Origin of the sequence: Idiomarina loihiensis (assembly GCF_024584785.1) — a bacterium.
Lineage (GTDB): Bacteria > Pseudomonadota > Gammaproteobacteria > Enterobacterales > Alteromonadaceae > Pseudidiomarina > Pseudidiomarina fusca.
In genome coordinates this window covers 2574534-2598124 of the sequence record NZ_CP074112.1, presented here as the reverse complement: position 1 = coordinate 2598124, position 23591 = coordinate 2574534, and the positions used below count along the sequence as shown (strand labels likewise).

The 23591-nt window shown below is 48.4% G+C and carries 20 protein-coding genes; 17 read left to right on the top strand and 3 right to left on the bottom strand.

Annotation, left to right across the window (positions count from 1 at the left end):
* The first annotated feature begins 9 nt into the window (after positions 1 to 9).
* The 3 genes from argF to argH are packed head-to-tail and all read left to right on the top strand — an operon-like array spanning position 10 to position 4000.
* Complete coding sequence (gene argF, locus KGF88_RS12460) at positions 10 to 918, top strand: ornithine carbamoyltransferase (RefSeq protein WP_110076429.1); 909 nt, start codon at positions 10 to 12, stop codon at positions 916 to 918.
* A 2-nt stretch (positions 919 to 920) separates the two neighbouring features.
* The gene (locus KGF88_RS12455; protein WP_153826269.1) at positions 921 to 2159 is read left to right on the top strand and encodes an argininosuccinate synthase; all 1239 of its coding nucleotides are present in this window, start codon (positions 921 to 923) and stop codon (positions 2157 to 2159) included.
* A complete protein-coding gene (argH, locus tag KGF88_RS12450) occupies positions 2156 to 4000 on the top strand; it encodes an argininosuccinate lyase (protein ID WP_153826270.1) in 1845 nt (614 codons plus the stop codon). Before KGF88_RS12455 ends, argH begins: the two co-directional genes overlap by 4 nt.
* A gap of 93 nt (positions 4001 to 4093) precedes the next feature.
* On the opposite strand, the gene metJ is transcribed toward argH, so the two are convergent.
* Positions 4094 to 4426: a met regulon transcriptional regulator MetJ gene (gene metJ / locus KGF88_RS12445; protein WP_153826271.1), complete on the bottom strand. Its 333-nt coding sequence runs from the start codon at positions 4424 to 4426 to the stop codon at positions 4094 to 4096.
* 322 nt (positions 4427 to 4748) lie between these two features.
* Here metJ and metL point away from each other — a divergent pair, with 322 nt between their 5' ends.
* Positions 4749 to 7193 carry a bifunctional aspartate kinase/homoserine dehydrogenase II gene (metL, locus tag KGF88_RS12440; protein ID WP_153826272.1) on the top strand — a complete coding sequence of 815 codons (2445 nt, stop codon included), beginning with the start codon at positions 4749 to 4751 and terminating at the stop codon, positions 7191 to 7193.
* An 80-nt stretch (positions 7194 to 7273) separates the two neighbouring features.
* Here metL and KGF88_RS12435 read toward each other — a convergent pair whose 3' ends face one another.
* A complete protein-coding gene (locus tag KGF88_RS12435) occupies positions 7274 to 9733 on the bottom strand; it encodes a penicillin-binding protein 1A (RefSeq protein ID WP_228759480.1) in 2460 nt (819 codons plus the stop codon).
* A gap of 214 nt (positions 9734 to 9947) precedes the next feature.
* Between KGF88_RS12435 and pilM the strand changes: the two genes are divergently transcribed.
* The 13 genes from pilM (at position 9948) to KGF88_RS12370 (ending at position 22320) form a co-directional block, all read left to right on the top strand.
* The gene (gene pilM / locus KGF88_RS12430) at positions 9948 to 11015 is read left to right on the top strand and encodes a type IV pilus biogenesis protein PilM (RefSeq protein WP_153826273.1); all 1068 of its coding nucleotides are present in this window, start codon (positions 9948 to 9950) and stop codon (positions 11013 to 11015) included.
* Positions 11003 to 11602, top strand: a complete 600-nt coding sequence (locus KGF88_RS12425; RefSeq protein ID WP_153826274.1) for a PilN domain-containing protein — start codon at positions 11003 to 11005, stop codon at positions 11600 to 11602. The genes pilM and KGF88_RS12425 overlap by 13 nt, the downstream gene beginning before the upstream one ends.
* Complete coding sequence (locus KGF88_RS12420; protein ID WP_110076436.1) at positions 11599 to 12195, top strand: type 4a pilus biogenesis protein PilO; 597 nt, start codon at positions 11599 to 11601, stop codon at positions 12193 to 12195. Before KGF88_RS12425 ends, KGF88_RS12420 begins: the two co-directional genes overlap by 4 nt.
* The gene (locus KGF88_RS12415; protein ID WP_153826275.1) at positions 12192 to 12743 is read left to right on the top strand and encodes a pilus assembly protein PilP; all 552 of its coding nucleotides are present in this window, start codon (positions 12192 to 12194) and stop codon (positions 12741 to 12743) included. The genes KGF88_RS12420 and KGF88_RS12415 overlap by 4 nt, the downstream gene beginning before the upstream one ends.
* Positions 12744 to 12749: 6 nt before the next feature.
* Positions 12750 to 14843 (top strand): type IV pilus secretin PilQ, encoded by a 2094-nt coding sequence (pilQ, locus tag KGF88_RS12410; RefSeq protein ID WP_228759481.1) that lies wholly within the window; start codon positions 12750 to 12752, stop codon positions 14841 to 14843.
* Positions 14844 to 14966: 123 nt separating this feature from the next.
* Complete coding sequence (gene aroK / locus KGF88_RS12405; protein ID WP_110076438.1) at positions 14967 to 15485, top strand: shikimate kinase AroK; 519 nt, start codon at positions 14967 to 14969, stop codon at positions 15483 to 15485.
* 26 nt (positions 15486 to 15511) lie between these two features.
* Positions 15512 to 16621, top strand: coding sequence for a 3-dehydroquinate synthase (gene aroB / locus KGF88_RS12400; protein ID WP_162014561.1), 1110 nt, complete (start codon positions 15512 to 15514; stop codon positions 16619 to 16621).
* Positions 16614 to 17477, top strand: coding sequence for a Dam family site-specific DNA-(adenine-N6)-methyltransferase (locus KGF88_RS12395; protein ID WP_153826277.1), 864 nt, complete (start codon positions 16614 to 16616; stop codon positions 17475 to 17477). The genes aroB and KGF88_RS12395 overlap by 8 nt, the downstream gene beginning before the upstream one ends.
* 2 nt (positions 17478 to 17479) lie before the next feature.
* Positions 17480 to 17932, top strand: a complete 453-nt coding sequence (locus KGF88_RS12390) for a GNAT family N-acetyltransferase (protein ID WP_153826278.1) — start codon at positions 17480 to 17482, stop codon at positions 17930 to 17932.
* A complete protein-coding gene (locus KGF88_RS12385) occupies positions 17929 to 18702 on the top strand; it encodes a class I SAM-dependent methyltransferase (protein WP_153826279.1) in 774 nt (257 codons plus the stop codon). Before KGF88_RS12390 ends, KGF88_RS12385 begins: the two co-directional genes overlap by 4 nt.
* Positions 18686 to 19171 (top strand): peroxiredoxin, encoded by a 486-nt coding sequence (locus KGF88_RS12380; RefSeq protein WP_153826280.1) that lies wholly within the window; start codon positions 18686 to 18688, stop codon positions 19169 to 19171. Before KGF88_RS12385 ends, KGF88_RS12380 begins: the two co-directional genes overlap by 17 nt.
* Before the next feature lie 9 nt (positions 19172 to 19180).
* On the top strand, positions 19181 to 20389 hold the full coding sequence (locus tag KGF88_RS12375; RefSeq protein ID WP_153826281.1) for an NAD(P)/FAD-dependent oxidoreductase: 1209 nt from the start codon (positions 19181 to 19183) through the stop codon (positions 20387 to 20389).
* Between the two features lie 1283 nt (positions 20390 to 21672).
* On the top strand, positions 21673 to 22320 hold the full coding sequence (locus KGF88_RS12370; protein ID WP_202912509.1) for a TnsA endonuclease N-terminal domain-containing protein: 648 nt from the start codon (positions 21673 to 21675) through the stop codon (positions 22318 to 22320).
* A gap of 7 nt (positions 22321 to 22327) precedes the next feature.
* Here KGF88_RS12370 and KGF88_RS12365 read toward each other — a convergent pair.
* A protein-coding gene (locus KGF88_RS12365) for an IS3 family transposase (protein ID WP_153826282.1) occupies positions 22328 to 23483 on the bottom strand; the annotation gives its coding sequence in 2 pieces (ribosomal slippage) (positions 22328 to 23231 and positions 23230 to 23483; 1158 coding nt in all).
* Positions 23484 to 23591: the final 108 nt, after the last annotated feature.

Here is a 23591-nt window from a genome sequence, read left to right as displayed (position 1 = left end):
GAATTTACTATGCATGATTTATTAGCTATGCGCGATTTAAGCAGCGCACAGGTCACTCATTTATTGGAATTGGCGCAGACCATCAAACAGCGTCCGAGCGCTTGGCAGCAAACCCTACAAGGCAAAAGTATTGCGTTGTTGTTTGAAAAGCCGTCATTACGCACCCGCGCCAGCTTTGCCGCAGGTATTCATCGGTTAGGTGGCCACAGCATCTACCTTGATGCTGCGCAATTGATGGGAGTACGCGAGCCGGCCAGTGATGTTGGCGCTAATTTGGCTCTTTGGCACGATGCTATCGTAGCACGGGTTTACGCTCAGGCGACCTTGGTCGAACTTGCCGCCGCATCTGATAAACCCGTGGTGAATGCTCTTAGTGATGAGTGCCATCCCTGTCAGGCATTAGCGGATCTGCTTACCTTAAAGGAGCATGCTGGCGAGCTAGCAGACCTTACTCTAACCTACATTGGCGATGGCAATAACGTCTGCCAAGCATTGATGGCTGGCGCTGCCGCTACCGGGATGAACTTGCAAATTGTAACCCCCGCTGATTATCAACCAAACCCAGCCTTGGTGGCCTTAGCGCAACAGCAGGCACAAACCACGGGCAGCCAGATCAGCTTGCATACCCAGATCACGGAGCTGCAACAAACCGATGCTATTTATACCGATACTTGGTTCTCGATGGGGCAGCAGCGCGATAGTAACGAGGTGATGCATGACTTTGCTAGCTACCAAGTTAATAGCGCGCTGATGAAACAACTAGGAGCGCGCTTCTTTATGCATTGCTTGCCTGCCTATCGCGGTCGTGAGGTTACGGCTGAGGTTATCGATGGGCCACAGAGCTTGGTGCTACACCAAGCGGAAAATCGTTTGTTTGCACAAAACGCCATTCTTGTTGAATTATTTGCTGGAGCTTAATCATGACTGCATCTGTTAAAAAAGTTGTTTTGGCCTACTCTGGTGGTCTTGATACTTCTGCCATTGTGCCTTGGTTAAAAGAGAACTACGACTGTGAAGTGGTAGCGTTTGTGGCCGATGTGGGCCAAGGTGAAGATGAGCTAGAAGGCGTTGAAGCAAAAGCTATCGCTTCTGGCGCCAGCAGCTGTCACATTGTTGATTTAAAAGAGCAGTTTGCTCAAGAGGTTATTTACCCGACGCTGAAAACGGGAGCCTTATACGAAGGCCAATACTTATTAGGCACTGCGCTCGCTCGGCCGATTATTGCTGCTGCACAAGTCGCGGTAGCGCGCCAAGTAGGTGCCGACGCACTGGCTCATGGCTGTACCGGCAAAGGTAATGACCAAGTACGCTTTGAATCCGCTTTTGCCGCTCTTGCTCCTGATCTTACCGTGATTGCGCCTTGGCGCGAGTGGAGCATGCGGTCGCGGCCAGATCTCTTAGCCTATCTTGCTGAGCGCAATATTCCGTGTGCGGCTTCAGCGACTAAAATTTACAGTCGTGATGCTAACTTATGGCACATCTCTACCGAAGGCGGTGAATTAGAAGACCCGTGGAACGAGCCATCAGCGCAAGTATGGACTTGGACTGTCGCCCCAGAGCAAGCGCCGGAGCAACCAGAATATTTACAGTTAAGCTTTACTGCTGGCAGCCTCACTGCGATTAATGAGCAACCGATTGCGGCAGTAGCGGCAATTGAGCAACTCAATAAAATTGCTGGAGCCCACGGTATTGGCCGCTTAGACATGGTAGAAAACCGGTTGGTTGGGATGAAGTCACGCGGCTGTTATGAAACTCCTGCTGGCACGGTTTTATATGCAGCCCTGCAAGGCCTTGAAAGCTTAGTTCTAGATCGTACCACGCAAGATTATCGGATTCGTTTGGGCAACGAGTTTGCGCAACTTATGTACGATGGCCGCTGGTTTACTCCACTCAAAGATGTGATGTTAGCTGCGGCAGAACAAATTGCGAAGCCTTTAACCGGTGATGTGGTGGTCAAACTCTACAAGGGTACCGTGAGCGTCACGCAAAAACGTTCACCCAACAGCTTGTACTCCAATGCTTTTGCTACGTTTGACGAGGATACTGTTTACAACCAAAAACATGCCGAAGGCTTTATTCGTTTGTACAGCTTAGCTAGTCGTATTCGTTGTTTACATCAAACTGCCGCAGCTGAAGCTGCCGACAAGGAGCAACCATGAGTTTATGGGGCGGGCGTTTTAGCCAAGCCAGTGCCGATGAATTCAAGCAGTTTAATGACTCGCTGCGGTTTGATTATGTACTGGCACCATTTGATATCCAGGCTTCTCGGGCGTGGGCTGAGGCCTTATTGAGTGCAGAGCTGATTAGCTCTGCCGAACAACAACAGCTGGACCAAGCCTTGGCGGAATTAGCGCAGGCGGTAACGGTTGATCCTCAGTTGCCCTTGCAAAGCCAGGCTGAAGACATTCATAGCTGGGTGGAAGGCGAGCTGATCAAGCGGATTGGCGATACCGCGAAGAAGCTTCACACCGGCCGTAGCAGAAATGATTTAGTGGCGACTGATTTACGCTTGTTGTGTAAACAGTTTACCCAGCAACTCATTCGCGAAAACTTAGCCGCTGTGCAGGCTTTGCTCGAATTTGCTAAACGCTATCAAACCAGCTTATTACCGGGCTACACCCACTTGCAACGAGCCCAGCCGGTAGTAGCTGGGCACTGGGCGATGGCCTACGTACAGATGCTACAACGCGATGTTAGCCGGCTACGCGATGCCGCCAAGCGGATGGATGTCTGTCCGCTCGGCAGTGGTGCCTTAGCAGGGACAACTGCCGCCATTGATAGGCAGGCATTGGCGCACGAGCTAGGCTTTCGTCAAGCATGCGAAAATAGCTTAGATGGTGTGTCGGACCGAGATTTCGCCCTAGATTTGCTGCATATCGCTAGCACCGGGATGATGCATTTATCGCGTCTGGCCGAAGATGTCATCTTCTATTGTTCTGGCGAAAGTGGCTGCTTTGCCATGAGCGACCGTATCAGCAGCGGCTCATCGTTAATGCCACAGAAGAAGAACCCAGATTTGTTTGAGTTGTTAAGGGGCAAAACAGGGCGAGTTCTGGGCCATTTACAAGCGTTGTTCATCACCTTAAAAGGCTTGCCATTAGCCTACAACAAAGACATGCAAGAAGATAAAGAAGGCCTGTTTGATGCCCTACAGACCTATCAGCATTGTCTGGCCATGCTCGCGTTCGCCTTACCTGAGTTATCGGTGAATCAAGACCATGCCGCCCAGCAAGCTTTGTTGGGCTACAGCAATGCGACTGAATTGGCTGATTACATGGTGGCGCAAGGGATTCCGTTTCGGGATGCTCATCACCTTACCGGTAGCTTAGTGCTCTTGGCTCAGCAAGCTGGCGTAGCACTCGAGCAGCTCGATTTAGCCGCCATGCAACAAGTGTGTCCGCAGTTGCAAGCCGATGTCTATCAGGTTCTTGATAGCCAATACGGTTTGCATAAGCGGCAGGCTCTGGGTGGCACCGGCCCAAGCGCCGTTAAACTAGCTATCAAGCACGCCGAAGACTGGTTACATGCGGCCGAAGCGGCAAGTAAACATGTGCGCCAAGCTCGTTTAGCAGACGCCGACAAGATTTGTGAATTGATCGCCTACTGGGCTGAGCAAGGTGAAAACTTACCTCGTGACAAAGCGGATGTATTGCAAGCGATTCAGAGCTTTGCCGTAGCAGAAATGAATGATGAAGTGGTAGGCTGCGCAGCACTTTACGTCTACACCACTGGCTTGGCCGAAATTCGTAGCTTAGGATTATTTCCACAAGCGCAAGGTAAGGGGCTGGGAGCAGAATTGGTCGCTTGGTTACTCTGGAAGGCACGTGAGCTTGGGATTAAACGGACCATAGTGCTAACCCGTGTACCTGAGTTCTTTGGCAAGTTGAACTTTAAGCTGACGGTGAAAGATGCGTTACCAGAAAAAGTGGTGAAGGACTGCGACATCTGTCCTCGTAAAGAGAACTGTGACGAGACCGCGCTTGAGTATTTATTGAAATAACCAGACTTAACCGCCCCTGCAAGTGACCCGTAGTAGAAGTAGTGCTGCTGCCACGGGTTATTGCTTGGTCGCTGTGCTACAAATTAACCCTCGTTAATCTTCGTCGTCGTACAGATCTTCTACTTCCGGAATAGGTAGGTTACGCCGTTCTAATTCAGCCCGCACTTCGGCAGGAATTTTATGTGGATTATCTTTGCGTAAATCATCATCGGTAGGCAGCGGTTGCCCAGTGAAAGCATGCAAAAAAGCTTCGCACAGTAGCTCACTGTTGGTGGCATGACGTAAGTTCTTGACCTGACGACGAGTTCGCTCATCGGTTAGCACCTTGAGTACCTTGGTAGGAATAGACACCGTAATTTTTTTTACGTGCTCGCTCTTTCTACCGTGTTCCACATACGGGTAAATATACTCACCATCCCATTCCATACCGCACCTATACACCCTGTTCATTGGCTGGGCTGACTGCAACTGCTAATGACAGTCAGCAAACTCAGCAAAATAAAAAGTTAAAAACCTTAAAGCTTGTGGTGAATTGTACTGTGGATATTAAATCAGTCAACTTTATACGTATAGCGGTCTATACTTCTTTATCTGTTCGTTTTAATCTTGCACAGTAAAACTCACGTAAGCACATGCTAAGGTCACCAACTTTATGCATCGCGCGCTTTATTGAATGGGGGCTACCCCCTATAATTATTGTTCATTCATTATCAGCAGACCGCTGCACACAGGAGAACGCACACGCATCATGACGGTTGAGGTTAAAGTTACCCCCGAGCAAATTCAAACCGTGGCCGAGCAAGTTCAGGTTCACAAATTTGGTGGCAGCAGTTTGGCCGATGCCTACTGTTATCGTCGCGTCGCTCGCATTGTTAGCGAATACGCCGGTGCTAGCGATTTGGTCGTAGTGTCTGCTGCGGGCGATACCACCAACCGTATTCTTGCCATTATTGATGCCAAAGCGGATGACCGTGGCGTTGCCGAAGTGCTGCTGAAACAACTCGAAAAATATCAGCAAGGGCTGATCAACGAGTTGCTTAACGGTGACCACCAACAACGCGTACTAGACCTATCGCAACAAGATTTTAAGCGCTGGTACGGGTGGTTAAACGACCAAGAAGTAATTACCCATAAGCCTGAATTGCTGTCCTACGGCGAGTTATGGAGTGCCCGTTTATTAGCAGCCCTATTGCAACAGCAAGGGGTCACCGCCGATTACATTGATGCCCGTACGTTCTTGGTAGCTGAAGATGCGCCCGAGCCACTGATTCAGGTGCCCGTATCTCGTGCTGGCTTGCTCAACCGCATTGCACCTCACCCGGGTACAAGATTTATTGTGACCGGCTTTATTTGTGCCGACCCTAGTGGGCGTTCCTTAATTTTAGGTCGTAACGGCAGTGACTATTCTGCCACCCTCGTTGGTAGCTTAATAGATTCTAAGCAGGTCACTATCTGGAAGGATGTGGCTGGGGTGTACTCAGCGGATCCGCGTAAAGTAGAGCGGGTGGTGAGCCTACCTATTCTAGATTGGCAAGAAGCTGAAGAACTGGCACGGTTAGGTAGCCCGGTGTTACACCCGCGTACCTTCCAGCCGGTTAACCGCGAACGCATGGTGATTGCGGTACGCTCTAGTTTGAAGGTAGAGAATCAGCAAACTCGTATCGGCTTATACGAAGATACCGAAGCTAAAGGCAAGGTGTTAACGTCGCTAGCCGACGTGGTGTTGTTTAGAGTTGATTTAAGCGATGCCCAGCTGATTGATAAATTTGAAAATTTAGAACTGACTCCGCTTATTAGCTGGAACGAAGTAGCACAACATCATGCCTACTATGCCTATCACCAAAACCATCTCGACTTTTTACAGCAGTGGTTACTTGAGGTAGATAAAGCGGATCATGTGGTGCAGATGGAAGGCTACTCGATGATTGCCTTGGTAGGTAATCGGATTCAAGAGACGGCCCAGTACAGCACCTTTAAAACCGAGTTAAGCGCACAGAACCTGCGGCGTTTGGCGTTTTCGCCAGATAACAATGCAGTGATTGCTATTTTGGAGCAAAAGCTGGATAACCGCTTACTCAATCGTATTCACAGCCAATTATTTAACTATCGCCGCAGTCTTGGCGTGTTGGTGGTAGGCCGTGGCAACATTGGTAGCGCTTGGTTAGCGCTTTATCGACGCTTGCGTGAACGTATCAACGAGCAAATGGACGTCCGCATCATCGGGATCCTGAACTCCAAACAAATGTGGTTAGATTACAACGGTCTGGATCTCAATGATTGGGAGCAGCAATTTGATCAATTTGCGCGTCCGTACGAGATGAGTCAGTTGATACCCGAATTACCAAATGCGCCTTATGATGAATTGGTGATGCTGGATTTAACCGATGCTATTGCGGTAGCACAACTGTATCCGAGCTTTTTTGCTAACGGTTTGCACATTATCAGTGCCAATAAGCGCGCGGGTGCGTCAGGCGAATCGCAATACAACGAAATTCGCACCATTCAGCGCGAGTACGAACGTGAATGGTACTACAACACCACCGTCGGTGCTGGCTTACCATTAAATTACGCGCTGAATGATTTGCGTAACTCGGGTGATACCATTCGAAGTATTTCGGGTATCTTCTCAGGTACCATGAGTTGGTTGTTTGAGAACTTTAACGCTGAAGTAAATTTCAGCGATTTGGTGCGCGAAGCCAAAGTTCGAGGCTTGAGCGAACCCGATCCACGCGAAGATTTATCCTGCCAAGATATCATTCGTAAGATGTTGATTTTGGCTCGTGAAATCGGCTTGCGCCTAGACTGGCAAGACATTGATGTCGACAGTCTGTTACCAGAAAGCTTGGCTGATATTTCCTTAGATGAGTTTATGCAGCGCTTACCTGAACTTGATGCTGGCATGCATGACCTTTATCTTGATGCACAAAAAACCGGCAAGGTACCGCGCTTGTTGGCTAGCTTTGCAGTACAAGATGACGACAGCGTGCGGGCTCGTGTAGGCATTGAGTATATTCCGGAAGGCGATATGCTGGCCAACCTCATTCCGGGCGAAAATATTTTTGTGATTTATACCGATTGGTACCACGAGATGCCGCTAGTTATTAGTGGCCCAGGCGCCGGTAAAGAAGTAACCGCCGGTGGTGTGCAATCTGATTTGAATCAACTGTTAAGTCGCTTGATTAGCCAGCGATAAGCTAGCAATGGCCACAAAAAAGCTGGTAGTGCCTATGCCCTACCAGCTTTTTTTGGTCTTATGACGTGAGCTGAGGCTCACTAGAAAATCGAGTCATCTTCAGCAAAGATGTCACGATTAGTCTCGCCCTTGGCATACTCAGTGGGCGCTGTGCCCGGCAAGAAATATTCAAATCTGGAGGTGTAATCATTGGCACGGCTGAGTTTACCTGTCGCCAAATCGATACGCGCCGAGACTAAACCTGGTGGCACAATAAAAGGCTCCACCGGAACATCTTGCACCGCCACTTCCATAAAGTCTATCCACATCGGCAGGGCCGTCTTTGCCCCAGCCTCTGTGCCGCTAATGGGCTGCTCCGCACTACTTAGATTCTCATTCATGGTGGTGCTGCCCAAAGCCCGCTCTAGATTATCAAAGCCTACCCATGCAGCTGTTACCAAACCACTGACGTAGCCTGAGAACCAAGTGTCTTTCACATCGTTGGTGGTACCTGTTTTACCCACGACGTTACGGCCAGCTCTGTTAATCAGGGGCTTAGATTGCTGTACTCGCCAAGCGGTGCCGTTCCAGCCAGTACGATGCTGCCAGCTACCGCCACCCCACACTGCTGATTGCAGCCCTTGCGTAATCAAGAAGGCATTTTGCTCGGTAATCACCTGCGGGGCAGGTAACACCTCACGCTCACCGCTTTCACAAAGCACACAGGCTACTGCTGGGCGGGCCGAATAAAGGATCTCGCCTTGGCTATTTTCAATCCGCTCAATAAAATAAGGATTCACCAGATAGCCCCCGTTCGCAAATACCGCATAACCGCGTGCAACTTCTAACGGCGTCATCGAAGCTGAACCCAACGATAATGATTCGTTACGCGGTAGTTCATCGATGGCAAAACCAAATCGAGTTAGATATTCAACCGTGGTGTCTACTCCTAGCGCACGCAATAAACGTACCGAAACGACGTTCTTCGATTTAGCTAAACCTTGCCGAACTCGAATCGGACCTTCATACACATCCGGTGAATTACGTGGTCGCCAAGCAATACCACTGCCTGGATTCCATTGGTTAATCGGGGCATCATTCACGAGCGTAGCTAAGGTAAAGCCATTTTCTAATGCCGCAGAATAAATAAAGGGCTTGATGTTAGAGCCGGCCTGACGCTTGGCTTGAATTGCTCGGTTATATTGACTCACGCTAAAACTATAACCACCAACGGCAGCAGCAATGCCGCCGTCTTGGGGGCGCAGCGCAATAATAGCAGCGCTCGGCTCAGGAATTTGCGCTAAGCGCCAGCCTTGTTCTGTTTGTCTTACTCGTACTTGCTCGCCGACTTTAAGCACATCCGCCGCTTGTTGCGGTGCAGGCCCTTGCCGATCGGCATGCAGGTAGGGTCTTGCCCATGCTAGGGCGGACCATGCTAGACGACCAAGGCGACCATGACTTAATTGCACCGTGGCTTGTTGCTCAGCCACTTCGATCACTACTGCGGGTTCTGTTAAGCCAATATTTTCTTGGGTTTGTAGATGCTTATTAATAGCTTCTGCGGTCCAGGGCTCGGCGTCGGCTGGCCACAGCACTTGCTCTGGCCCACGATAACCATGGCGCTCATCATAGCCGTGCAAGTTCAGTCGAACAGCCTGCTGAGCCGCACGCTGCTGCTTGGCATTGGCGGTAATATAAACCTTAAAGCCGCTGGTATAAGCCATCTCTTCGCCGTAACGATTAACCATTTCAGCACGCACCATTTCAGCTAAATAAGGCGCATCCATGGTTACTTCAGCACCATGCAGCTTAGTCGCAATGGGCTCAGCTAAGGCTTGCCGATACTGACTATCGGTAATGAAGCCTTCTGCCAGCATCCGGCCTAATACCACCGCCCGTCGCTGTTCAGCGCGCTCAGGGTTACTGATAGGGTTCATGGTCGAAGGCGCTTTCGGGAGACCAGCTATCATAGCCATCTGCGCCAAAGTCAGGTCTTTGACATCTTTACCATAATACACTTGGGCTGCCGCACCCACGCCGTGAGCACGATGGCCAAAGGTGATTTTATTCAAATAAAGCTCAAGAATTTCATCTTTGCTGAGCTCTTTTTCCATCCGTAACGAAATAAAAGCTTCTTTTACTTTACGCGACCAGGTTTGTTCAAAGCTGAGATAAAAGTTACGCGCTAATTGTTGGGTGATGGTCGAGCCACCGCCCTGAATTTCACCTGTGGTGACCAATAAAAAGAAGGCCCGAGCCACACCTATGGGGTCGATGCCAAAATGCTCATAAAAGCGCTGATCTTCAGTTGCCAGAAAAGCTTGTATTAATGGTTTCGGAATTTCGTCTAATTGCAAAGGAATACGGCGTATCTCGCCAAACTGCGCAATCAGCTCACCATCGGCAGAATAGACCTGCATGGGAGTTTGTAATTGCACCTGCTTAAGCTCAGCAACGCTTGGTAAATCATCCTTTAAAAATAAATATAAGCCGGCTACGGTGAGCGCACCTAGCACCACCGTAGTGATCGTTATCCATAAAAACCACTTCAAAATCTTCAAAAAGTCGCCCCTTGTATCCGTGTCATCTGTTGATTCGCGGGTTGCGTATAAGTTCTACATATTATAGAAAGATACCAGAATAAACAGAACGATTATTTAGAATTTGCAAAGTGCTTTGCATGATCATTACATTTGCGCTTAATATGATCATTCGCATAGAACAATTTTAATAACACGTGCGCTATACTATTCCTATTCCAGTTAGGGGAGTTCCATGGGTTTATTTGGCTTTGGTAAGAAACCGGGGCTAGGTATTGATATCTCAGCAGAGGCCGTTCGTGGTGTCGAGATCATGCCTACCGATAACAGCTACAGCATTGAGCATGTGGCCGAGGTGACGCTGGCCAAACAGATCATGGATGGTGATGAGATTGTCGATATAGACAAGCTCGGCAAAATGATTGCCCAGCTACGCAAACGCATGGGCCATGCGCGTGTTGCGGTGGCTGCGATATCCGGTAATCAAGCCATGCAGCGTATTATAGCGATGGATATTGAGCTGGATGACGAAGCTATTGGCGAAAAAATCGAATCAGACCCTGACCTATTATCCGTTGATACGGCCATAGACCATGTTTACGATTACGAAAGTCTAGGAGAACATCCTTCGCTACCTGGGCAGCAACGCGTCATGTTGATGGCGGCTCGAGCCTCAAGTGTGAGTACTCGCAGCCAAGCCATCGAAGCTGGCGGCTATAAAGTAGCGGTCATGGATGTGGATAACCATGCGGTAGCACGCACCTGTAATCATGTGTTACCCCATCTTTATCCAGACGTGGCTGCCAGTAATTTACCATACGTGGTGGTCGACATTGCCGTCTCGGCAATGCAATTGGTCGTAGTGGTTGATGGCGAAGTAGTTAGCAACCGCTTTCAAGCCGGTGGTTTACAGCCCTTACTCAATGCCCTTACCGAAGGCGATTACAACAAACATGGCGAAGTTTTGGCCAAATTACGTAGCGGTGAACATGAGCAATACCCCGATTATATCTTGGATGACATGCTCAATGATTTAGGCAGCCAAGTATCTCGAGGCATCCAAATGTACCAAAGTAACGCGGTTGAACGCGGCTTTGCGGCGCTATTTTTGATTAATACCGGGGCTATGATTCCAGTTCTACAAGATATGATTGCAGCGCAGGTTTCCTTTCCTGTGCATGTACTTAATCCTTTTGAGCATTTCCCCTTGCCCGATAAGTTGAGCCATTTGCATGCACACGGCCCTCGCTTTGTTGAAGCCTTGGGGCTAGCCTTACGGAGTTACGCACCATGGCACATATAAACCTGCTACCGTGGCGCGAAACGGTCAAGCAACGAGCCAAAACTCGATTTGGGATACACGCTGCTTTAGCCTTAGGTAGCGCTGCTCTCATTTTTGCGGTGGCCTACTTTTTAATTAATGATTACAAGAACTATCAACAGCGTCGGAATCAATTTCTGCAATCAGAAATTTTGGTGCTGGATAGTCAAATCGCTGAAATCCGTAATATTAATAAGAAAAAAGATGAAGTCTTGAATAGAATGAAACTAATTCAAGCCTTACACGAAGACCGTAACACAGCGATTACCTTATTTAATGAATTAACTCAGCGCACTCCTGATGGGGTGTATTTGCACTCGGTAGAAAAACGCGAGTTAACCCTAACCATTAACGGCCGTAGTAGCTCGAATAACCGGGTTGCTGAGTTTTTACGAGCGCTGAAAGATTCTCCTACGTTTGCTCAACCCGAGCTACGTAACGTGGTGGCCGCCAGCGCTAACGACCGCAGCATTCCTGATGCTGATGGCTTGGGCTACGATGCTTTTAGCTTAACCATTAATATTGTGCCCACAGCCTTGGCTACCGGTGATACCGGAGGCAAGCCATGAGTGTTAACTTAGATAGCCTTCGTGAACTTGATATCAATGAATTACCATTTTGGCCGCGACCCTTTCGAGTGGCGGTTCTGGTGCTACTAGCGGTTATCGTACTAGGTCTTAGCTATCACTTTGTATTAGCTGACGAGTTAAAAGCCTATCAGCGCGAGCAAACCAAAGAGGCACAATTGCGCCAAGACTTCGAGAGCAAATTCAACGAAGCCATTAATTTGCCGCTGTATCGTAAGCAATTAGATACGTTGAATGAAAACTTAGAAGTACTGCTGCAAATGCTGCCCAACAACGATGAAACACCTAAGTTATTGGACGATATCACCTTGATTGGCACTCGCAGTGGGCTTAAATTTGATCGTATTGAGTGGCTACCGCCCCAACCACGCGAGTTTTATACTGCCCTGCCGATGCGGTTTGAGCTCAAAGGTGAGTATCATCAGATTGGTGAGTTTGTTGGGCAAATTGCCAGCCTAGACCGCATCATTAGTGTTAAGAATTTCACCATGCAACTGCAAGACGGCAGCAGTTCCATTCGCTTAATTGTGACCGCTGAGACCTATCAGCAGCAAACCCTGAGGGCAGAACCATGATAAGTCTGCTACCTCGTGGTCTAGGCCTCAGTTTTGTTAGTGTCGCTTGTGCCCTGCTGATTGGGTGTGCCCCAGTGAGTTTGAGTGATTTAGAGCAATTCAAGCAGGGCGTGCAACAGCGTGCCCAGCCCGGCATTAGTCCTGCCCCAGAGCTACCAGAGTTAGCGCGCATGGGCTATTTGGGCCAATCCGCCCGCAATCCTTTTCAACCGACGCCGGTGCAAGCGCAGGCAATTCAAAGCGGCGCCGGCAGTTGCCCACAACCTAATCTAAATCGGGCAAAGGGTGCGCTGGAGGCGGTTGCGCTAGACCAATTAACCTTTACCGGCACCTTACGTACCGGCGCTAGTGGGCTTACGGCGCTGGTGGTTTCAAACGAAGGCCGGCTGTATCGAGTAACCCAAGGCCAGTACCTTGGTTTAAATATGGGTGAGGTATTAACCATCTCACCTCAAGCAATTGCAATTCGCGAGTGGATAGCTACCGGCGACGGCTGTTGGCAGCGACGCGATGTTTCGTTAACCTTGCTGAATTCGCAAAGGAATTAAAAAAACATGAAGCACTTAATTCGCACGGTCTGTTATTTGGCGCTATTACTACCCGCCACTCTTTATGCTAACGACCTGATCCGCGTTGAAAAAATCGGCTTAGGCCCGGAGCGGTTCAACTTGGAGGCGCATTTTAGCGAACGCGTAGATGCCCCTGTGGTGCGACGTCATAGCAATCCGTTAGTGCATGAATTCTTATTGCGTGGCACCTCAGCAGCCGCTCTTGCTGGGCTGTTGAACGTAGGTGAGCACCCACTATTAGATCAGGTTGAAGTAGAGCAGCAACGCGACGATGTGTTGTTGCGGGTTAGCACCACCAAGCCGCTGGAACACCTGATGAGTCGCATGGGCGAAGTGATGGTCTTAGTCTTTGTGGCGAGTAAGAAAGCCCCTGATGCTGTCGCTGCAACGACTCCTGCTCAGCCGGCCCCACGCTCAGCCCCAGCAGAGCCAGCTCCGTCACCACAGCCGCCAGCTCGCGACCCTGAGTTACGTACCGCCAGTGCCGCCTATATCGCTACGCAAAACGCTAGCAATAGCACAGTCACCTCCATCAATTACTTTGGTTTAAGTGGTGCTACTGGCCAGCTCAGCATCGCTTTTAAGGGCGCTGAAATTGAACACGAGCTCGATGCTAGCAAGCAGCAGCTTGAGCTTACCCTGTTTAATACTAAGTTACCTGACGACCTATTATACGTGCTTGATGTTAGTAAGTTTGATACCCCCATAGGCTACGTTGAAACCTTTCAAGAAGGCCGTCATGCGCGCTTAAAAATTGCCGGCAAGAGCGATTTTAGACATCAACTGGAGCAGTTGGATGGTTATCTGCGCCTCACCTTTGCCGAGCGCACCGAGCCTAAGCAAGCAGCGCTAGATAAAAATCAAAAACCCATTTCGTTAAACTTTCAAGACGTGCCGGTACGCCAGCTCTTACAAATTTTGGCAGAAGAAAACCAGCTCAACTTGGTGGCGAGCGAGTCTGTCACCGGTAATATCACCCTGCGTTTAGACAATGTTCCTTGGGAGCGAGCGTTAGAAACGATTCTGCGCGTTAAAGGCTTAGATAAACGCATTGATGGCAATATTCTGATTGTGGCACCAGCCGTTGAGTTAGCGCAGCGAGAAGAGCAGCAGTTAGAAGCCAATCAACGGATGGCCGAACTAGCGCCATTAACCAGCTCCTATATTCAGGTTAATTACGCTAAAGCTGCAGAGATCGCGGCTATTTTGCGCACCGATAGTTCTGATTTACTGTCCTCGCGAGGAGCGGTGACAGTCGATGAGCGTACCAACACGCTCTTGGTGCGCGATACCCAGCAGCAGATCGACAGCGTTAAAGCCATGGTTGAGGTCTTAGACATTCCAGTAAAACAAGTGATTATCGAAAGCCGCATGGTGACTGTACGCGACAACATTAGCGATGAACTGGGGATCCGCTGGGGTATTACTGAGCCTAGTGTGGATACTAGTTTGCCACTACCCTGGGGCTCAGGCACCTCTATTACTGGTGATTTTAATGTCAACCTGCCGGTAAGTAGCCCCGCTGCAACCATAGGTTTTCAAGTCGCTAAATTAGCCGACGGCCGGTTACTTGATCTGGAGCTTTCTGCGTTAGAACGAGAGAACAAAGGTGAGATTATTGCGAGTCCTCGCATTACTACCGCAAACCAAAAAGCCGCTTACATTGAGCAAGGTACTGAAATTCCATACGTAGAAAGTGCCTCTTCTGGGGCAACGTCGGTGCAATTTAAGAAGGCCGTGCTGGGGCTGCGAGTAACCCCACAAATCACCCCTGATAATCGCGTGATTCTTGATTTGGTGATCACCCAAAATACCCGTGGCGAAACCGTAACCACCCCTACTGGGCCTGCGGTTTCAATCGATACCCAAGAAATTGGCACTCAAGTTCTAGTAGAGAATGGCGAAACCATTGTGCTTGGTGGTATTTACCAACAGCAAATTCTTAATGATATTTCCAAAGTACCCTTGCTTGGTGACATCCCTTACGTTGGGGTATTGTTTAGAACGGAAAACCAAGTGAACGAAAAGCGTGAATTATTAATTTTTGTCACGCCACGAATTGTGACCAATAATCCGTAAACCTTGCTTAAATGGCTGTGACTTGCGATAATCGCGCATCTTTTTGGTTGGGTAAAGGAAGGTCTTGAGACACTCCGGATTCCGTGAGTCACAGCTAGTTAAACAAGTGAAGTAAAGCATCTAATGGCTGAAAAACGTAATATTTTCTTAGTGGGCCCTATGGGGGCTGGTAAAAGTACCATCGGGCGACAATTAGCACGCCAACTCCATCTTGAATTTTTCGATTCTGATACTGAAATTGAGCGCCGTACCGGTGCTGATATTGCGTGGGTGTTTGAATTAGAAGGCGAAGACGGATTTCGTGCGCGTGAAGAAAAAGTCATTGAAGAGCTCACCGAAAACACTGGCATTGTGTTAGCTACTGGTGGCGGATCGATTCTAAGCAAAGAGAGCCGTAATCGCCTTTCTGCGCGAGGCGTGGTGGTCTATTTACAAACCACCATCGATAAGCAGTTAGCAAGAACCCAACGTGATAAACGACGCCCTCTGATTGCGGATGCAGAAAATCCTCGCGAAGTACTAGAAAACTTGGCTGAAATCCGTAATCCTTTATACGAAGAGATTGCTGATGTTATTGTTCGTACAGACGAACAAAATGCAAAGACAGTGATTGACCAAATTATCGAACACATCAACGTATAAATTCGGAGACGCTCATGCAGACACCCATACAACAAATCACCGTTGGTCTGGGTGAGCGTAGTTATCCGATCGAGATTGGACCCGGCCTGTTGCAACGCAGTCCGCTGTTTCCAAATCTTCCTCAGCAGATTTTAATCATTACCAACACCCTGGTAGCACCGCTCTATTTAGCCCAAGTAAAACAGTCGCTGGCGGCACATCAGGTGGTGGTGCATGAAATTGGTGATGGCGAAGCCGAAAAAAGCTTACCTAACTATCAAGCCATCATGGATACCCTAATTAGCCATAATTTTGCGCGTGACTGTGCCATTATTGCCTTAGGTGGCGGTGTGGTTGGCGATTTGGCCGGCTTTGTTGCAGCAACCTATCAGCGGGGCGTGACCTTCTATCAAATTCCAACCACCCTGCTGGCGCAAGTGGATTCGTCGGTAGGAGGTAAAACGGCTATTAATCATCAGCTTGGTAAAAACCTCATTGGCGCCTTTCACCAGCCCCATGGGGTGTTAATCGATACCGACTGCCTGCAGACACTCAGTGCTCGTGATTACACTTGTGGCCTTGCTGAAGTAGTTAAGTACGGCATTATCGCCGATGCTGATTTTTTCACGTGGCTGGAGCAGCAAGCCGGCGCTCTATGCGCACGGGATACCAGCGCAATAACTCAAGCAATCAAGGTAAGTTGCAGTATTAAAGCCGCCATTGTCGCAGCGGATGAAACTGAACAGCATCAGCGCGCCTTACTCAATTTAGGGCATACGTTTGGGCACGCCATCGAAGCAGCCGATTATCAACATTGGCGCCACGGTGAGGCGGTCGCCGCAGGAATGGTGATTGCGGCCACCTTGATGGAACAAACCGGCCAACTAGCCAGCACAGATCTGCATCGAATTCGGCAACTCTTGCAGCAACTGGGGTTACCGGTTGAAGCTCCTCAACTAACGTTGCAGCAATGGCAAGATTACATGCAACGCGATAAAAAAGTAAAAGCAGGAGTGATTCGATTTATTCTCCCTACCGCCATTGGCCAAGCTCAAATAATTGGCTTAAGTGATTGGCAAGTGATTGCGACAGCAATCAACGCTTGTAGCAGTTCACAGCCCTTCAGCAAACTGATGTTAGGATCGGCTGATGCTTAAGAAACGTGCGTTTTTGAAATGGGCTGGGGGCAAATATGGTCTTATTGAACCTATTACAGCGCTCCTGCCTGAGGGCAACAAGTTAATTGAGCCTTTCGTCGGCGCCGGTTCGGTGTTCCTGAACACTAATTACGACAGATATATTCTTAACGATGTTAACCCAGATTTAATCAACCTGTTTAAGATCGTCAAACGCCGGCCGCGACGTTTTATTGATGATGCTGCGCGCTTGTTTACTCTGAGAAATAATACCGCTGATGCCTATTACTCACTACGAGAGCAATTCAATCAATGTAGCGACTTATATCAGCGTGCGCTGTTATTCTTGTATCTGAATCGCCATGGCTACAATGGTTTGTGCCGTTACAACTTATCAGGGCACTTCAATGTGCCGTTTGGACGTTACAGCCGGCCTTATTTCCCACAAGCAGAATTAGAATTTTTTGCAGAAAAAGCCCAGCAAGCCGTCTTTACCTGTATGAGTTTTGAGCAGGTGTTTCGTCGTGCCCGTAAAGGCGATGTGGTGTATTGCGATCCTCCTTATGCACCGCTCAGCACTACCGCTAACTTCACCAGTTATGCTAGCGGTGGCTTTAACCTCGAGCACCAGCATGAGTTAGCTCGTCGGGCTGCTCATACCGCACATAAACGCGGCATCCCGGTGCTGATCAGTAATCACGATACGGAACTAACACGATTGCTGTACCAAGATGCGGATATTCAAAGCTTACAAGTAGCACGCTTTATTAGCCCCAAAGGCGATAGTCGTGGCAAGGTTGCAGAGATTCTGGCGCTCTACACTCAACCTGAGCGCGCCAATGTCATTCCTTTAACTCGGCGAGTGAGAAGCAGATAACGATGAACTGGCAGCTAAAATCCTTTCCTCAGCTCAGCACCAGTGAGCTGTATACCATCTTGAAAGTGCGCCAAGAGGTGTTTGTGGTTGAACAAACCTGTCCCTACTTAGACGCTGATGGGAAAGACCCGCAGGCTCTGCATTTGGTCGCATGGGATGCGTCCTCGGCGCAAGCTGAGCTGTGCGCCTACGCTCGTATTTTTATTGGTGATGCGCACACGCCATCACGCATTGGACGACTATTAACAACTAACCATGCTCGTGGCCGTGGGTTGGGTCGTGAGTTGATGCAGCGTGCAATCACGATTTGCCAACAACATGCTAAGACTCAGCCTATTCAAATCGGTGCGCAAGTATATCTACGCGACTTTTATCAAAGCTTAGGCTTTATTGAGACCAGTGCCGAATATCTTGAGGATGACATCCCTCATGTGGATATGGAGCGCGCCGTATGAATGCTGCCGAGGTACCCATTCTGGTGCTGACTGGGGCAGATCATGACTATGCACAAAGGTTAGCCCAACGCTGCCAACTGCAAGTGCTTAGCGCTACGAACGCTAATTTAGACCAGTATGAATTTGTGCTTGAACTTACCCCTACCCAGCTACAACTTCGCTGGCTTGCTGCGCCTAAGATGTTGCCGCTGGTGGTTGATTTTAGTCAGGGTAAAGCAGCCTTTCGGGCGGCCAAGGCGAGCCTTAAAGATGAAGCGATCGGCCGCGCCTGTGGCCTGGCTAAATATAAATCAGCAACTATCCTAGATGGTACTGCTGGCTTAGGTCGCGATGCCTTGGTGCTTGCTCAGCTGGGGGCTACTGTCTTACTGCGCGAACGCAACCCAGTGGTAGCAGCCTTACTGTTGGACGGATTACAGCGGCTGCAGCACAGCGATGCTAACTTGGCCGCACGGTTACAATGGTATGACGACAGTTATCAAGGGTCTATCGAGGTGGTTTATTTAGACCCCATGTACCCGAAAAGCGATCGAAAACAACGCGCAGCCGTAAAAAAGGACATGCAAATGTTTCAGCAGTTAGTTGGGGCCGACCATGATGCCGACCAGCTGCTAGCAGATGCGCGCGCCAAGGCGCAGTATCGGGTGGTCGTTAAGCGTCCACAGCACGCTGATTTTCTGGATCAACAACCACCTCAGAGCCAAGTAATAAGCAAAAAACATCGATTCGATATTTACTTAACGGAGCAATCTCATGATTCAAGTCAATGACCGTATTCCCGCTGGTACCTTAACCGCTTTAGGTGATGTTGGCCTTCAGCAGTTTAATCCAGCAGAAATGTTTGCCCAAGGCCGTCATATCCTCTTTGCAGTACCTGGCGCCTTTACTCCTACCTGTTCAGAGAAACACCTGCCAGGTTTTGTTGAGCATGCTGCTGCACTGCAACAAGCAGGGGTGCAGACTATTACCTGCGTGGCCGTAAACGATGCTTTTGTGATGCGCGCTTGGGGTAAGGCCCTCAATGTGAATGACAAAGTGCAATTGTTAGCTGATGGTGATGGTTCTTACCATCAACAACTAGGGCTGACTAAAGCAACAGGCTCGTTTGGCGGCTTGCGCGCGGAACGCTACGCTATGGTGATTGAAGATGGTGTTGTCACCCACCTCTTTGTGGAAGATGAAAAAACCTTTGGTGTAAGCAGTGCTGAGCACGTGCTAGCAGCTTTAACAGGCGAGTAACCCTAGTCCATGAGTGAAGCAGTTCAGCATTATGACGTGATTATCATTGGGGCGGGTGCCGCCGGTTTACACTGTGCTGCACACGCAGCAGCCCGAGGCAAAAGCGTGATAGTGCTGGACCATGCTAAACAAGCTGGTAAAAAGATTCTCATTTCTGGTGGTGGACGTTGCAACTTCACCAACATGTTTGCGAGTGCTGAAAACTACCTCTCGGATAACCCTCATTTTTGTAAATCTGCATTAAAGCAATACACCCCATGGGACTTTATTGCTCTGGTTGAGCGCCATGGTATCGCTTATCATGAAAAAACCTTAGGCCAGTTGTTCTGTGATGTAAGCGCCAAAGACATTGTCTCTATGCTGCTCAAAGAATGTAAGCAGTATGGCGCCAAAGTACAATTACGCACCGACATAACTGCAGTTGAATACCACCAGCAGAAGTATGAGTTAACCACCTCACAAGGCCAGTTAACTAGTACTGCTCTGGTTGTTGCCTGCGGCGGCTTATCTATGCCAAAACTTGGTGCAACGCCTTTCGGTTACCAACTAGCCGAGCAATTCGGGCATACCATATTGCCCGTACGCGCTGGCTTAGTACCTTTTACTCTGCATGACACCGATAAACAACAGTATGCGGAGCTTTCTGGGTTAGCGGTTGATGTGATTGCTAGTACGGCAGCCGATGCTAGAACGAGCGCCAGCTTCACTGAAGCTATGCTGTTTACCCATCGTGGTTTATCTGGTCCGGCAATGCTGCAGCTATCCAGCTACTGGCAAGCTGGTGAAGTTATCGATATTAATCTACTGCCTAGATTTGAGTTGTTGCAGCAGTTACAGCAACTGCGTCAACAACGCCCAAAGTTGGGACTACGCAGCGCTTTGCAAGAATGGCTGCCCAAACGCTTGGTACAAGTGCTAGCTCAGAGCCAAGGGTGGCCTGACAAGAACATCGCTGATTGCAATAATCAGCTGCTACAAAAAGTCGCCGAGGACATTCAAGCTTGGCGTCTTAAGCCCAACGGCACCGAAGGCTACCGCACCGCCGAAGTGACCCTCGGCGGTGTTGATACTAAAGAAATCAGCTCTAAGACGATGCAAAGTACCATCCAGCCTCAGTTGTATTTTATTGGTGAAGTGATGGATGTTACTGGCTGGCTTGGTGGCTATAATTTTCAGTGGGCGTGGAGCAGTGCCTACGCCTGCTCTCAGCACCTCTAAATGTAAACTGACAATCAAGTTTGTACACTAACATACAAAATAACAATAAAGTGTGTACACTATTTTGTATTATCATTCATTATCCAGTGATAGTGCTCTCTTTCACTCTCCTTTTTATCCAGCACCTCGTGAATCTCTACACGGCTACTTTCTAAGGTTGCAGATTCTTTACGGTATTGATGATACTGAAAATGTAGTTAGCTCGAAAAGAAATTCTTGGAATCCAGTCATAACAGTTCCTCATTTATCGGCTGAACATATGAATCGAGTCCCACCGACCCGCTTATTCCGGATGATCAAGGAATCGCTTCGTACCAATCGCTTTTCTATTAACCTAGAAAAAGTGGACGAAATTTACAGATCACTTAAATTAATTCGAAAAGCATATCTACGAACCACTTACATACCGATCAAATTCTGTAAAAAATGCTTGGAAGAACAATTGGTTAATTTCGGGTTTGGATACTTTGAAGAAAGCTGGCCGTTTCTGACTGAGTGCGTCACCCATAAATGCACACTCAAGGTATTCCTTCCTAAGGCTAGAAATAAAACCTTTCGAGCTTTGAAAGATTTACTTGCTGCTCGGCCAGTTGGTGAAGAGTTCATCGTTCATTCTGATAATAATAAGGTTTTTGAACATAAATTCCCGTCCAATTATTTGTTTGCCCCGTGTGCTAGCCTTATAGCTGAGAAGCTATTGTGGGATCTGCAAGTTTTTCCATCTGGTTACACCGAAGTCATTGATTACAAAAAGCTAGCGAGATGCTCCATTAAACTATTGCGTCGACTCAACTATGAATATGAAGTTCTACCTAGGTGGAATCGGCTAATTATGAGTCTCGAGCATGAGCAGTTTGACAGACTAAAAACCCACCTCTTTGCAGAGTTAGAACCGCTCAAGAAGCTTAGTACGAGTGGGAATGAGAGCTCCTCAAAATCTGATTGCTATAAAAGCAAATCCTTAAACTGTGACAAATGCGCTATACGTTGCCCTGCTTCCTACCGAGTAGGCTCAGTCTTGAAGGAATCCAGTGAGCATTCAAAGTTTAAATCCGATTTTACCGGGTGTGACTTCATACTAATCAATCTCTTAGTCGATATAGAGGATGCTAACAAAAAGATAATCTCGGAAGCTAAAAGTCAACTAAAGTGCGACAGGTCAGCTACCCTCGGAACTGGCGCTTATCATCACATGAGAGATTTAGCGGAGGACATGCAATTGTATTGCAGCTCAAAAAGTGCAGCGAGCAACTATACTGATAATGAGGAACGGAGATACGAAGATGAGCCGACAGCGAAAATTAGAAACTCTTGATGACTTCAGGCGTGCTTTAAAAAACAAGTATGGCCTAGGTCGCGAGCATGATTATAAGCCTTGGGTGCGAGTTCAGGATGTGCCATCGGTAGGTAATAGTGCAAAAATTTTGGGGCTTAAATCTAAACGCGACCATCATATGCTCTCGGAGCACGAAAGTTGCTTTTTCTACATTGCTGAATTTTGTGATCAAGTTATCGATATTCGGGAACAATTCCCTCTCCTACCAATAGACTTAAGTGTTCGTATATCGAAGACCCTTGGACTTAAACATCCGGTTATACCTAGGACGAAGTCGCTCTCAGTAATGACTACTGACTTTCTCCTTACTTGCTCTGACGGCGAAAAAGTATGGTATGAAGCTGTTAGCGCCAAACCATCGAATCAATTAAGTAACTTAAGAAGTGCTGAAAAATTAGAAATCGAACGCACTTGGTGGCAATTGCTTGGCGTTCCCTTTCATATTTTCACGAAGACAGCGGAAAACCAAATCATATCGCAAAACATTCAATGGATTACGGCACCTTTGCGGCGAAACAATAGAGTTGATATTGGTATCGCAGAGTTGACATTATCAGAAATTAAGACTGGGACATTTCTCATAAGTGAGCTTTGAATCGCCACTAGTTCACTAGACACTCAGTAGCCTCGTTTTTAAATCGTTTTTCATACTCTACTGGTGAAAGCTGATCGTTAAAACCATGTCGGCGTTTCACGTTGTAAAACATTTCGATGTAATCAAAAATATCGCGACGTGCATCATCTCGATTTGAATACACCCTTCGTTTAATACGCTCACGCTTTAGAAGTTGGAAAAAGCTTTCAGCAACCGCATTGTCGTGACAGTTTCCGCGACGGCTCATGCTTCCTTCTAAATTATGGCTTTTAAGGAATGTACTCCAGTCGTGACTCGTGCACTGACTTCCTTGATCCGAGTGAACGGTAACGGTTTGTTGGGGATTTCTCCGCCATACCGCCATGAGTAGCGCATCAAGCACCAACTCTTTGGTCATTCGCTGTTGCATCGACCAGCCAACCACGCGACGTGAGAATAGGTCGACTACTACCGCGAGATAAAGCCAGCCTTCGTGAGTTTTGATATACGTGACATCAGTCACCCAAGCTTGGTCTGGTTTATCCGTGCTGAACTGACGATTAAGTCTGTTCGGCGAGACGACATGAACACTACCGCCGCGATGACGTGGTTTATTGTAACCGACCTGAGCCTTAATTTTGCTAAGCTTCATCAGTCGATGAACGCGATTGACGCCAATGTTTTCGCCGTACTCACGCATATCGCTGTATATTTTTCGATAGCCATATACACCACCTGATTCGAGCCAGAATTGCTTGATCAGGCCAGCCTGACGCGTATCACGCTTCTGGCGCTTTGAGCGGGGATTTTTGAGCCACGCATAAAACCCACTAGGGTTCACTTCCAGAAGTCGGCACAGCTTTCGTACTGGCCAGCAGTCCTTGTGCTCTTTGATAAAGGCGTACCTTAGTCGGACTGCTTCGCGAAGTACGCGCGGCTTTTTTTAAAATGTCACGCTCTTCTGTGACGCGTTGGAGCTCTTTGCGTAGTCGCTTCAGCTCGGCCTGTTCCTCATTACGGCTCTTGTTTGCCTCGGCATCCGGGCCAAATTTCTTAACCCAGGCATAAAGGCTGTGAGTTGAAACATCGAGCCGCTTGGAAACATCAGCTACCGAGTGACCTCGGTCGGTGATCTGGCGGACTGCTTCGATTTTAAATTCGTCGGGGTATCGTTTGTTGGTCATAAGCACCTCTTGTATGCCATTATCTATGGCTACGAGGTGTCTAGCAAATCAGTGGCGATTCACTGCCGTTGACAGTTCATTTAAGCTTTTGTGACATTCATAACTCGT